The following is a 12654-nucleotide window of genomic DNA, read 5'->3' on the forward strand; positions in this document are numbered from 1 at the left end:
AGCCAAACAAGCCCACTACGCCCGCCGCCTCACCCTCGAACTCCAGCCATGATCACGAAGTACGGCTGCCGTACTAGCGTCTGTCGAAACGTTTAGTCGAAACGATTCGACGATGGTTCGAAAGCGTTCCGCGCCGGGCCGGAGGAGGTGCGTGGTGGCCACGATGCACGACGTCGCCCGCCTCGCGCAGGTCTCGGTCAGCACCGTGTCGTACGTGCTCACCGGCACCCGGCCGATCTCCCAGGCGACCCGCGCCAAGGTGCTCGCGGCGATGGCCGAGCTGGACTACCAGCCCAACGCCATGGCCCGGGGGTTGGCCAGCCGGCGCAGCCGCATCCTCGGCCTGCTGATGCCGATGGACGAGCGTGGTCTGGGCGCCACCGAGACCGCGTTCGTCACCGGTGCCGCCGCCGCGGCCAGCGCCGTCGGCTACCACCTCGTGCTCTCGCCGGTCGGCGGTGGCGACCTGGACGACCTGCGTCGGTTGGCCACCCAGCGGATGCTCGACGGCGTGGTGCTGATGGAGGTGCAGCTCGCCGACGAACGGGTCACCGTGCTCCAGGAGGCGGGTGTGCCGCTGGTGCTGATCGGGCGCACCGGCGACGCCGAGGGGCTCTCCTTCGTCGACATCGACTTCGAGCAGACCGTCCGGGAGGCCGTCGCGCACCTGGTCGGCCTGGGGCACCGCCGGATCGTCTACGTCAACCACTCGGCCGCGACGCTCGCCAGCGGTTACGGCCCCGCGTTGCGTACCCGAGATGCCTTCGTCACAGCCATGACCGGCCACGGCCTGGAGCCGATCATGATCCCGGCCGAGGACAGCGCCGCTGGCGGGCGGGCGGCGCTGGCCGCCGCGTTCGCCCGGGCCCCGGAGCTGACCGCCGTGCTGGCGATGAACGAGACGGCGATCTTCGGCATCCTCGGTGAGCTGACCGGGCGGGGGCTGTCGGTGCCCGACGACGTGTCGGTGGTCTCGATGGTCACCTCGCCGCAGGTCGCCGAGTTGGCCACCCCGGCGCTGACCGCGATGACGTCGCCCGGGTCGGCCCTGGGTCGGATCGCGATCGAGGCGTTGGCGCGCCGCCTCGACGGGTCCGGCGACGAGCGCCACCAGCAACTGCTGCCGTGCGTTCTGGAGATCCGGGGGTCGACCGCCGCGCCACGGACCAGACCAACCTCATAGGGGCTGACCAGTAAGAACGGCCCGCCGCCGCGCGGCAACGCGACGACGGGCCCAGTGAGATACCGGGCTCGATACTCAACGAGGAGGATAGCAATGCAGCGATTCCGCCGGATCGTCGCGGCGATCGCCCTGGCGGCGACCGCGACGACCACCGTGGCCGCCTGCGGCGGCGGCGAGAGCGAGGACGACAGCGGGGCCAAGACCCTCAAGCTCTGGCACTACGAGAGCGAGAACAGCGCGATGGGGGTCGGCTGGAACCGGGCGATCGAGATCTTCAAGGCCGAACACCCGGGCGTCGAGGTGCGCTTCGAGCGCAAGGCGTTCGAGCAGATCCAGCAGAACGCCGGCATGATCATCAACTCGTCCGAGGGCCCGGACATCATGGAGTACAACAAGGGCAACGCGACGGCAGGCCTGCTGTCGTCGCAGGGTCTGCTCACCGATCTGAGCGCCGAGGCCGACAAGCGCGGCTGGGCCGGCAAGCTCAGCCCCAGCCTCCAGACCACCGCCCGGTACAGCGACAAGGGCGTGATGGGGTCGGGCAACTGGTTCGGCGTACCCAACTACGGCGAGTACGTCACGGTCTACTACAACAAGGACCTGTTCGACCGCAACGGCGTCAAGGTGCCGACCACGCTGTCCGAGATGACCGCCGCGATGGACACCTTCGTCGGCAAGGGCGTCACGCCGCTGGGCATGGCCGGGGCCGAGTACCCGGCCGGGCAGCTCTTCTACCAGTTGGCGCTCTCCAAGGCCGACCGGCAGTTCGTCGACAACTACCAGCTCTACAAGAACCCGGTCGACTTCAAGGCCGACCCGCTCAAGTACGGCGCGGACACGTTCGCCGAGTGGGTGCGCAAGGGCTACGTCGCCAAGAACTCGGCGAGCCTCAAGGCCGAGGACATGGGCACCGCGTTCATCGCCGGCAAAACCCCCATGATCGTCTCGGGTAGCTGGTGGTACGGCCGGTTCAAGACCGAGATGAAGGCCAACTGGGACACGTTCCTCTTCCCCGGCAACACCCTCAACGCCGGGTCGTCGGGCAACATCTGGGTGGTCCCGTCGAACAGCAAGGCCAAGAGCCTGGCGTACGACTTCATCGACATCACCCTGCGTCCGGAGATCCAGGACCTGATCGGCAACAACGGTGGCGTCCCGGTCGCCGCTGATACCTCGAAGATCAGCGACCCGAAGGACCGCAAGCTGATCGAGGACTTCAACACGGTCAGCAAGCAGGACGGCCTGGCCTTCTACCCGGACTGGCCGGTGCCCGGCTACTACGACGTGCTGGTCGGCGGTTTCCAGGGCCTGATCAACGGGTCGAAGTCCCCGGACCAGGTGCTCGACACGATCGCCAAGCCGTACGCCGATGGCGTCAAGGAGATCACCGGCAAGTGACACGGCGAGCGGCGGGCGCGACCGGCACGACCGGAGCGCCCGCCCGCCCCGCCGGGAAGGATCTTCCATGGCAGTCTCCGAAACCGTCGCCGCCACACCCTCGACGGCGACGCCCACCCCGCCGGAGCCCCGCCGCCGACCTCGCGGCCGCGACGCGGCGTACTGGCTCTACCTGCTCCCCGGAGCGGTGCTGTTCGTGCTGGTCATCGGCGCTCCGCTGGTCGGCACCGGTTACCTGTCGCTGACCAGGTGGTCCGGCATCGGCGACCCCACCTTCGTGGGGTTCGACAACTACCAGCGGCTGCTGCACGACGAGGTGTTCTGGGCGTCGTTCCGCAACACCGTGGCGATGATCGTCGCGATGGTGGTGGTGCCCACCCTGCTCGGGCTGCTGCTCGCCTCGGTGCTCTTCGACGTCATCGGACGCCGGTTCAAGCCGCGTACCGCCGCCGCGCTGCGGGCCGCATTCTACCTGCCGCAGGTGCTGCCCGTGGTGGTGGCGGGCATCGTCTGGGGTTGGATCCTGCGGCCCGACGGCGCGTTCAACAGCCTGCTCGACGCGGTCGGCCTCGGTGCGCTGCGCCACGACTGGCTCGGCGACCCCGACACGGCCCTGCCGGCTGTCATGGCGGTGATGATCTGGGTGCAGATCGGCTACCCGGTGGTCGTCTTCATGGCCGCGCTTCAACGGGTCGACCCGGAGTTGTACGAGGCGGCCGAGGTCGACGGCGCGAACTGGCTGCACCGGTTCCGGGCGATCACCCTGCCGCAGATCCGGCCGGAGACTTTCGTGGTGGCTCTGACCTGCACCATCGCCGCGCTGAAGGTGTTCGGGCCGATCTTCGCGCTCACCCGGGGCGGCCCGGAGAATGCCACGAACGTGCCGTCCTACTTCGCCTACTACACCTTCTTCAAGAAGCTCCAGGTCGGCTACGGCTCGGCGATCTCCACGGTGCTCACACTGATCATCGTCGTGGTGGCCGGGGTCTTCATCTGGTGGCAGTCGCGTACCGAGCGCCGGGACCGGGGGTTCTGACATGGCCGTGACGCTCATTCCGGCGCCGACGCCGGTCCGCCGGCCCGTCCGCGACCGGCACCACCGCGGCGTCAGCCGCTGGGTCGTGCTCGCCCTGGTCATTGTCGGCGCGCTCGTCATGCTGGTGCCGTTCGCGTTCATGCTGCTCAACGCGTTCAAGTCGCCGGGTGACTACTCGTCGGGCGGGCCGCTGAGCTGGCCCGGCGAGTTCTACACCAAGGGCCTGCGGGCGTACTGGACCGAGGTGAACTTCCCGCTCAAGCTGTGGAACTCGGCGCTCATCGCCGGCTCCGTGGCGGTACTCGGCGTCGTCGTGTCCCTGCTCAACGCGTACGCCCTGGGCATCGGCCGGGTCCGTGGCCGACTGTGGATCGTCGGTCTGTTCCTGCTGGCCAACATGCTGCCGCAGGAGGCGCTGATCTACCCGCTGTACTACGTGGCGAAGGAGGTAGGCCTCTACAACACCAGGCTCGCGGTGATCATCATCTTCACCGTGATCCAGAGCGCGTTCGGCACGTACCTGCTGGCCTCGGTCCTGGGCACCTTCCCGCGCTCGCTGTTGGAGGCCGCCGCGCTGGACGGCGCGGGCAAGTGGACGGTGCTGTGGCGGGTGGTCTTCCCCAACCTGCGGCCCACCCTGGCCGTACTCCTCATCTTCTTCTTCATCTGGACCTGGAACGAGTTCCTCATCCCGCTGGTCATGCTGATCGACAACCAGACGCAGACCATCCCGGTCGCGCTCGCCTCGTTGCAGGGCGACCGTCTGATGGACGCCCCGACGACGAACGCCGGCGCGCTGATCAGCCTGGTGCCGGCCATCCTCTTCTTCCTCATCTTCCAGCGCACTCTGGCGCGCGGCATCACGGCAGGAGCCGAGAAGTGAAGTTCACCGACGGGTACTGGCAACTGCGCCCGGGGGTCAGCGTGCTGCGCCCCGGCGCGGTGGAATCGGTCGAGCCGGACGAGAGCGGCTTCACCGTCTTCGCTCCGGCCGGTCAGATCACCGGTCGGGGCGACACCCTCAACCGGCCCGTCGTCACCGTCCGGTTCTTCTCCCCCGCCCCCGGCGTCGTCGGGGTGACCATCGGTCACCACAGCGGCGGACTGCCCCGCGAGCCGCGCTTCCGGTTGAGCACCGACGGCACCCACCCCGTCACCGTCGACATCACCGGAATCACCGCGTCGCTGACCACCGGCGAACTGACCGCCCGGGTCGCGCTCGTCGACGCTTGGCGGGTCGAGTTCCGGCACGGCGACCGGCTGCTCACCGCGTCCACCGCCCGCAGCGTCGGGATCGTCACCGACGGCCAGGGCCGCCGGCACGTGCACGAGCGGCTCGCGCTCGGCGTCGGTGAAACGGTGTACGGGCTGGGCGAGCGCTTCGGCCCGTTCGTCAAGAACGGCCAGACCGTCGACATCTGGAACGCCGACGGTGGGACGGCCAGCGAACAGGCGTACAAGAACGTGCCGTTCTATCTCAGCAGCGCCGGCTACGGGGTCTTCGTGGACCACCCGGAGCACGTGTCGTTCGAGGTCGGCTCGGAGGTCGTGGCGCAGAACCAGTTCAGCGTCGAGGGGCAGTCGCTCACCTACTACGTGATCGACGGGCCCACCCCGAAGGACGTGCTGCGCCGGTACACCGCGCTGACCGGCCGACCGGCCCGGGTGCCCGCCTGGTCGTACGGGCTGTGGCTGTCCACGTCGTTCACCACCTCGTACGACGAGAAGACGGTGACCGAGTTCGTCGACGGGATGGCCGAGCGGAACCTGCCGCTGTCGGTGTTCCACTTCGACTGCTTCTGGATGCGCCAGTTCCACTGGGTCGACTTCGTCTGGGACCCGGCGACCTTCCCCGACCCGGAGGGGATGCTGCGCCGGCTGCACGAGCGGGACCTGAAGGTGTGCGTCTGGATCAACCCGTACATCGCCCAGCGCTCGTACCTCTTCGAGGAGGGCCGCCAGGCCGGCTACCTGGTCCGCAACCCGGACGGCTCGGTCTGGCAGTGGGACAAGTGGCAGGCCGGGATGGCGCTCGTCGACTTCACCAACCCGGACGCGGTCCGCTGGTTCACCGGCAAGCTCAAGGTCCTGCTGGACATGGGCGTCGACTGCTTCAAGACCGACTTCGGCGAGCGCATCCCGACCGACGTGGTGTGGCACGACGGTTCCGACCCGCAGCGAATGCACAACTACTACTCCTACCTCTACAACAAGGCCGTCTTCGAGCTGCTGGAGACCGAGCGCGGCGAGGGCGAGGCGATGGTGTTCGCCCGCTCGGCCACCACCGGCGGGCAGCAGTTCCCGGTGCACTGGGGCGGCGACTGCGAGGCGACGTTCGTCGCGATGGCCGAGTCGCTGCGCGGCGGGCTGTCCCTGGCGGCGTCCGGGTTCGGCTACTGGAGCCACGACATCGGCGGCTTCGAGGGCACCCCCGACCCGGCCGTGTTCAAGCGGTGGATCGCCTTCGGACTGCTCTCGTCGCACTCCCGGCTGCACGGCTCCGGCTCGTACCGGGTCCCGTGGGCGTACGACGAGGAGGCCGTCGACGTGCTGCGGCACTTCACCCGGCTCAAGCTCAGCCTGATGCCGTACCTGGCGGCCGCCGCGCAGGAGGCGCACCACGACGGGATCCCGGTGATGCGCCCGATGATCGTGGAGTTCCCGGACGATCCGGCCGCGGCGCACCTGGACCGGCAGTACATGCTCGGCCCCGACGTGCTGGTCGCGCCGGTGCTCAGCGCCGACGGCCAGGTCACCTTCTACGTCCCCGCCGGCACGTGGACGCACCTGATGACCGGCGCACAGCTCACCGGCCCGGCCTGGGTGACCGAGAAGCACGAGTTCGACAGCCTGCCGGTGCTCGCCCGGCCTGGCGCGGTGATCCCGTTCGGGGCGCGCTCGGACCGGCCCGACTACGACTGGGCGGACGGCGTCCGCCTGTGCCTCTACGCTCCGGCCGAGGGGCAGCGGCGGCGGGTACGGATTCCGTCGCCCGGCCGGGGGGCCGGCGCGGAGTTCGAGGTAGGTTTCCGCGACGGCGTGGCCAGGGCGGAACTGGTGGCGGGTGAATCGTCGGCGTACCACTGTGTGGTGGCCGGGACGGAGGTGGCAGGACGATGACGGAACATGCCTTTCCGGAGAGTTTTCTGTGGGGTTCGGCCACGGCGGCGTACCAGATCGAGGGCGCGGCCACGGAGGACAGCCGAGGGCCGTCCATCTGGGACACCTACAGCCACACACCCGGACGGACGTTGAACGGCGACACCGGTGACGTGGCCGCCGACCACTACCACCGCTGGGCGCAGGACCTCGACCACGTCGCCGAGCTGGGCCTGGGCGCGTACCGCTTCTCGATTTCCTGGCCGCGGGTGCAGCCGGGCGGCTCCGGACGGTTCAACCAGGCCGGCCTGGACTTCTACTCCCGGCTGGTCGACGGTTTGCTGGAGCGCGGCGTCCGTCCGGTGGCGACGATGTACCACTGGGACCTGCCGCAGGAGCTGGAGGACGCCGGTGGATGGCCGGTGCGGGACACGGCGCTGCGCTTCGAGGAGTACGCCTCGGGGATCGTCGCCGCGCTCGGCGACCGGGTGCACACCTGGACGACGCTCAACGAGCCGTGGTGCTCGGCGTACCTGGGTTACGGCTCCGGTGTGCACGCGCCGGGGCGGACCGAGCCGGCGGCGGCGCTGGCGGCCGTGCACCACCTGAACCTCGCGCACGGCCTGGCCGGTCGCGTGGTCCGGGAGACGGCACCGACCGCCGAGCTGTCGGTGACGCTGAACCTGCACGTGATCCGCCCGGCCTCCGGCTCGGCGGAGGACGTCGACGCGGCCCGCCGCATCGACGCGCTGGCCAACCGGGCGTTCCTCGGCCCGATGCTGAACGGGACGTACCCGGCCGACCTGCTGGCCGACACGGCGGGCGTCACCGACTGGTCGTTCGTGCGGCAGGGCGACGAGAAGGTGGCCGCCGTGCCGCTGGACGTGCTGGGCGTCAACTACTACTCCAGCACCCTCGTCCGCGCCTGGGACGGGCGCTCGGGCCGCTCGGACGCCGACGGTCACGGCGCGTCGGCGCACTCGCCGTGGGTCGGCGCCGACGACGTCGACTTCCTGCCGCAGCCCGGCCCGTACACGGCGATGGGGTGGAACATCGACCCGCCGGCCCTGACCGAGCTGCTGCTGCGCCTGGGCCGGGAGTACCCGGGACAGCCGCTGATGATCACCGAGAACGGCGCGGCCTTCGACGACGAGGTGTCTGCCGACGGCCGCATCCACGACGACCGGCGGATCGACTATCTGCGTCGGCACATCTCGGCTGTGGCGGACGCCCGCGAGCAGGGCGCGGACGTGCGGGGCTACTTCGTCTGGTCGCTGCTGGACAACTTCGAGTGGGGTTACGGCTACGACCGGCGGTTCGGGATCATCCGGGTCGACTACGACACCCAGGACCGCACCTGGAAGGACAGCGCACACTGGTACCGGCGACTCGCCACCACCGGCGAACTGGACCACCCCGCCTGACGGCCCACACCGGCGATCGGTGGCAGTTCAGCAGCGCCATGCGCGGCGTGTCGAGTCGCTCAGCTGCCACCGATCGAAGAGGAGCCCAGCGCTCAGACCCCGAGCCGCTGCGGCGGGACGGTGAGGCCGTATAGCTCCATCAGCTCCGGGGTGTCGACACGGCTGCCGTCGGCCACCGAGTCGCAGGCGATGTCGACGATCTGGTCCTTGTGCGCCAGCAGGTACGGCCGCGCGCCCACGTCGGCGCTGGCCAGCGTGGCGATGCCGGGCCAGTGTCGGCGGCCGAACAGCATCGGGTAGCCGCGCAGCCCGTCGTAGGTGGCGCAGACCAGCACGTCCGGGTACGGCAGTGCGGCCACCCGGCGTACGGCCGCGGCGGTCAGGCCCGGCATGTCGACCGGCACCACCACCACCGCCTCGATACCGGCGTCGTCCATGGCGGCCAGGCCGGCGCGGATGGACGAGCCGACGCCGGTGCCCCATGCCTTGTTGATCACGACGGTGGCCTTGCCCAGGTCGGCGGTCTCCCGGACCTGGTCGGCGGCGGCCCCCAGCACGACCACGATCTGCTCGCAGCCCGCCTCGGTCATCGTGTCGATCATCTGGTTGACCAGGGGCTTCTCCCCCTGGTGCAGCAGCGCCTCGGGACCACCGATACGGCGTCCCCCACCTGCGGCGATGATCATTCCTGCGATCCGGTTCAGCTGCGCCCCCTCAAGCACGGGACCGACCGTGACCGGCCGCCCCCTCCTACGGACACTGCAACGAGGAGGGCCACGCACGGGTGGCGGGGCGAAAAGGGAAAATAGTGCAACCGTTACGCAATGGGCGAGTGATCTACTCCAGAACGCCGACGTGGCGGCATCCAGAGGCCCAGACACCCCCGGAATCGGCGAAGTGGAGACGATCATCGACCGCGAGGGCGGCGGACAGGCCGTTCAGGCGGCGTCGGCGTAGCAGTCGACTATGGACAGGTCGAGCGGGAAGCGCACCGGAGTGTCACCGAACAGCAGGGCGGTGGCCCGCTCACCCGCCCGGCTCACCGCCGCCGCGACCTTCTCGGCCTGCTCGGCGGGGCAGTGCACGATCACCTCGTCGTGCTGAAAGAAGACCAGCTCGGCGTCGGTGTCGGCCAGCTCGGTGCGCAGCGTGGCCAGCAGCGTGGAGGCCCACTCCGCCGCGGTGGCCTGGATGACGAAGTTGCGGGTGAAGCGCCCCCGGGACCGGGCGGCGCGCGCCCGTGGGCTCTGCCGATCGGCGGCGGCGTCCGGATCGATCGGCCCCTCGTCCGGGTCGGCGAACCCGACCGAGCCCGGTGGGCAGGTACGCCCCAGCCACGAGCGCACCAACCCGCCCGCCTCGCCGGTGCGCGCCGCCGCCTCGACGTAGCCGAACGCCGTCGGGTAGCTGTGTTTCAGCACCGCCAGCGCGGGCACCGCCGCTCCTCCGGTCTGCCCGTACATCGCGCCCAGCAGCGCCACCTTGGCTCGGGGGCGGTCACCGCCGAACGACTCCCGGGCCAGCGCGGCGTAGAGGTCACCGGCGCCGCCGGCCGCCGCCAGCCGCGCGTCCCCGGAGACCGCAGCCAGGACGCGGGGCTCCAACTGGCCGGCGTCGGCGACCACCAGCCGCCAGCCCGGGTCGGCCACCACCGCCCGACGGATCACCTTGGGGATCTGCAACGCGCCGCCGCCACGGGTCGCCCAGCGCCCCGAGACCACCCCGCCCGGCACGTACCCCGGCTGGAACCGCCCGTCGCGCACCCACTGCTCACGCCAGGACCAGCCGTGCGCCGTCCAGATCCGGTACAGCTCCTTGTATTCCAGCACCAGCGGCACCGCGGGATGGTCCACGCCGCGCAACACCCAGGCCCGGGTGTTGGGCAGCTCCACCCCGGCCCGGGCGAACGCCTTGAGCAACTCGGCCGGGGAGTCGGTGTGCAGTCGGCGGACGCCGAACGCGTCGGCGATCCGGGACGCCAACTCGGCCAGCCGGCGCGGCGGTCCGCCGACCGGGGACGGCTCACCCAGCAGCTCGGCGAGGATCGCGTCGTGCACGTCGGCCCGCCAGGGCAGCCCCGCGGCACCCATCTCCGCCGCGATCAGGGCGCCGGCCGACTCGGCGGCCACCAGCAGCCGGAACCGGCCGGGGTGCTCGGTCCGCATGACCCGGGCGAGCTGGTCGGCGTACACCTGGGTCAGTGCCTCGATGCCCGGGCCCGGCGGACCGGGCAGCGCGTCGAAGAGCGCGCCCTGGCCCTGGCCGGGCGGCGCGGCCGCGCGCGGCGGTGGGTCGGCCGGCACCGGCCCGCCGGTCAGGCGGGCCCAAGCGGCGGCCAGCGCGCGGGGCTCGCCCCACCGGCCGGCGTGCCCGAGCAGCAGCGCCTCGGTCAACTCCACGTCGTGGCATCGCTCGACCCGCACGCCGGCCCGCAGCAGCGCCGGGTAGATCGTGCTCGCGGTGGCCCAGACCCAGCGCGGACGCTCGGCCGCCTCCCAAGCGGCCACCGCGGCCGCGAGGTCGGTCGCCGTCTCGATCGGGCCGGCGGGACGGCCAGCGACGTCGAGCGGGCACAACGCTCCCCCGCCCTGCTCGTCCGCCACCACCGCCACCACCGCCACCAGCACGAATGTGATTCTGCCTTCCCCCTCCGACAGGAAAACCGGTCGGTGGGTCGGCCCGGCGCTCGGTAGCGTGGGCAGGTGCCCGTCCAGATTCCGCACCCCGACCCCGGCACCCCCGACACCCGCGGTCCGATGCGGTACCTGTGGTGGCTGGTCCGTCGCCAGCCCTGGCGGGTGCTGCGCGGCAGCCTGCTCGGCACGGCCTGGATGGTCGGGCTGTCGGTCCGGCCCTACCTGATCGCCCGTGCCGTCGACGACGGTCTGCGCGACCGCGACACCCGCGCCCTGGTCCTGTGGGTCGCGGCGATCGTCGTGGCCGGAGTGGCGTTGTCGTACCTGGGGATCATGCGGCACCGCACGATGACCTTCATCCGGGAGGACGCCAAGGCCCGCTCCGCGGAGGTGCTGCTGCGTCACCTGTCCCGGGTCGGCGCGGCGCTACCGCGCCGCTCCGCCGCCGGTGAGGTGGCCACCGTCGGCGGGTCCGACATCGAGTGGTCGGCACAGGTGCTGACACTGACCGGGCCCGGGGTCGGCGCGATCGTCGCGTACGGGGTCATCGCCGTGGTGCTCTGGTCGATCTCCCCGTTGCTCGCGCTCTGCGTGCTGGTGGGCGTGCCGGCGGTCGCGCTCGTCGTCGGGCCGCTGCTGCGCCGACTCGAACGGGCCGAGTCGGTCTACCGCGGGCAGCAGGGCGCCCTGACCGCCCGGTCCGGCGACATCGTGGCCGGGCTGCGGGTGCTCGCCGGGGTGGGTGGTCGGGACCTCTTCGCCCGCCGGTACGCGCGCCGATCGCAGAACCTGCGCGCCGAGGGCTACCGCGTCGGCGCCGTCGTCAGCTGGATCGACGCGGCGACGGTGGCCATCCCCGGCCTGTTCCTGGCGGCGGTGGTGTGGTTGACCGCCCGGATGGCGGTGACCGGCGACGTCACCATCGGCGAACTCGTCGCCGTCTACGGCTACGTGGCGACCCTGATCGTGCCGGTCTGGTTCCTGCTGGAGGGTGGTCACCAGCTCATCCGGGGTCGGGTCGCCGCCCGTCGGATCGCCGGCCTGCTCCGGCTCGACCCGGACGACGTCGGCGGGCCGGGCCGCCGGTGGCCGGCCGGCGTCCCCGGCGCGCGCGACCCGCACGCCGTGGCCGCGCCGACCGGCCCCGCCGACCTGCACGACCCCCTGAGCGGGCTGACCGTACGCGCCGGTCGGCTGACCGCGGTCGCCGCCGACGACCCGGCGGAGGCCGTGGCGCTGGCCGACCGGCTCGGCCGGTACGTCGTCAGCGACGCCACCTGGGGCGGCGTACCGCTGACCGCTGTCGCCCTGGACGAGGTCCGCGCCCGGATTCTGGTCGCCGACCACGACTCGTACCTCTTCGCCGGGACGCTGCGTGACGTGCTGAGCCCGGGGACCGACGACCACCAGGTCCGCGCCGCCCTGCGGACCGCGTCGGCCGACGACATCGTCGACGCCCTGCCGGCCGGGCTGGACACCCCGCTGGACGCCCGGGCCCGGACGCTCTCCGGCGGTCAACGCCAGCGGGTACGCCTGGCCCGGGCGCTGCTCGCCGAGCCGGAGGTGCTGATCCTCGTCGACCCCACCTCGGCCGTGGACGCGCACACCGAGGCGCGGATCGCCGAGCGGCTACGGGCGGCGCGGGCCGGGCGGACCACGGTGCTGCTCGCCACGTCGCCGCTGCTGCTCGGCCGCGCCGACGAGGTCGCGCACCTGAGTGGGGGCCGGATCACGGCCACCGGCACCCACGACGGCCTGCTCGAATACGTCCCGAGCTACCGGCACCTGGTGGCCCGCGGCAGCGACGACGAGCAACACGCCGACGCCGGGGAGGCGTACCGGTGACCCGGCTTCCGGTCGCGGACCGCGGCGCCGTAC

General features: G+C 71.5%; 9 protein-coding genes. 7 read left to right on the forward strand and 2 right to left on the reverse strand.

Annotated features, from left to right (window positions below; genetic code table 11):
- Positions 1 to 163: 163 nt before the first annotated feature.
- The 6 genes from ACLQ24_RS16635 to ACLQ24_RS16660 all read left to right on the forward strand — a co-directional run bounded on the left by ACLQ24_RS16635 (position 164) and on the right by ACLQ24_RS16660 (position 8140).
- Entirely contained in the window at positions 164 to 1183 is a 1020-nt protein-coding gene (locus ACLQ24_RS16635) for a LacI family DNA-binding transcriptional regulator (protein WP_425892631.1), read from the forward strand.
- Positions 1184 to 1276: 93 nt separating this feature from the next.
- Entirely contained in the window at positions 1277 to 2581 is a 1305-nt protein-coding gene (locus ACLQ24_RS16640; RefSeq protein WP_425892599.1) for an ABC transporter substrate-binding protein, read from the forward strand.
- A gap of 67 nt (positions 2582 to 2648) precedes the next feature.
- A complete protein-coding gene (locus ACLQ24_RS16645) occupies positions 2649 to 3617 on the forward strand; it encodes a carbohydrate ABC transporter permease (RefSeq protein WP_425892601.1) in 969 nt (322 codons plus the stop codon).
- 1 nt (position 3618) lies between these two features.
- The gene (locus ACLQ24_RS16650; RefSeq protein WP_425892603.1) at positions 3619 to 4500 is read left to right on the forward strand and encodes a carbohydrate ABC transporter permease; all 882 of its coding nucleotides are present in this window, start codon (positions 3619 to 3621) and stop codon (positions 4498 to 4500) included.
- Positions 4497 to 6737 carry an alpha-xylosidase gene (gene yicI, locus ACLQ24_RS16655; protein WP_425892605.1) on the forward strand — a complete coding sequence of 747 codons (2241 nt, stop codon included), beginning with the start codon at positions 4497 to 4499 and terminating at the stop codon, positions 6735 to 6737. Before ACLQ24_RS16650 ends, yicI begins: the two co-directional genes overlap by 4 nt.
- On the forward strand, positions 6734 to 8140 hold the full coding sequence (locus ACLQ24_RS16660) for a GH1 family beta-glucosidase (protein ID WP_425892606.1): 1407 nt from the start codon (positions 6734 to 6736) through the stop codon (positions 8138 to 8140). Before yicI ends, ACLQ24_RS16660 begins: the two co-directional genes overlap by 4 nt.
- A gap of 92 nt (positions 8141 to 8232) precedes the next feature.
- Here ACLQ24_RS16660 and ACLQ24_RS16665 read toward each other — a convergent pair whose 3' ends face one another.
- Positions 8233 to 8826, reverse strand: a complete 594-nt coding sequence (locus tag ACLQ24_RS16665) for a nucleotidyltransferase family protein (RefSeq protein WP_425892633.1) — start codon at positions 8824 to 8826, stop codon at positions 8233 to 8235.
- A gap of 252 nt (positions 8827 to 9078) precedes the next feature.
- Positions 9079 to 10797: a bifunctional 3'-5' exonuclease/DNA polymerase gene (locus ACLQ24_RS16670; protein ID WP_425892635.1), complete on the reverse strand. Its 1719-nt coding sequence runs from the start codon at positions 10795 to 10797 to the stop codon at positions 9079 to 9081.
- A 99-nt stretch (positions 10798 to 10896) separates the two neighbouring features.
- Between ACLQ24_RS16670 and ACLQ24_RS16675 the strand changes: the two genes are divergently transcribed.
- Positions 10897 to 12621 (forward strand): ABC transporter ATP-binding protein, encoded by a 1725-nt coding sequence (locus ACLQ24_RS16675; RefSeq protein WP_425892636.1) that lies wholly within the window; start codon positions 10897 to 10899, stop codon positions 12619 to 12621.
- Positions 12622 to 12654: the final 33 nt, after the last annotated feature.

This window comes from Micromonospora sp. DT4, assembly GCF_049841675.1.
GTDB lineage: Bacteria > Actinomycetota > Actinomycetes > Mycobacteriales > Micromonosporaceae > Micromonospora.

Excerpts from the sequence above, each read along its gene's own strand:
- ACLQ24_RS16635 (WP_425892631.1), top strand. The coding sequence starts at position 164 with ATGCACGACGTCGCCCGCCTCGCGCAGGTCTCGGTCAGCACCGTGTCG.
- ACLQ24_RS16640 (WP_425892599.1), top strand. The coding sequence starts at position 1,277 with ATGCAGCGATTCCGCCGGATCGTCGCGGCGATCGCCCTGGCGGCGACC.
- ACLQ24_RS16645 (WP_425892601.1), top strand. The coding sequence starts at position 2,649 with ATGGCAGTCTCCGAAACCGTCGCCGCCACACCCTCGACGGCGACGCCC.
- ACLQ24_RS16650 (WP_425892603.1), top strand. The coding sequence starts at position 3,619 with ATGGCCGTGACGCTCATTCCGGCGCCGACGCCGGTCCGCCGGCCCGTC.
- ACLQ24_RS16660 (WP_425892606.1), top strand. The coding sequence starts at position 6,734 with ATGACGGAACATGCCTTTCCGGAGAGTTTTCTGTGGGGTTCGGCCACG.
- ACLQ24_RS16665 (WP_425892633.1), bottom strand. The coding sequence starts at position 8,826 with ATGATCATCGCCGCAGGTGGGGGACGCCGTATCGGTGGTCCCGAGGCG.
- ACLQ24_RS16675 (WP_425892636.1), top strand. The coding sequence starts at position 10,897 with ATGCGGTACCTGTGGTGGCTGGTCCGTCGCCAGCCCTGGCGGGTGCTG.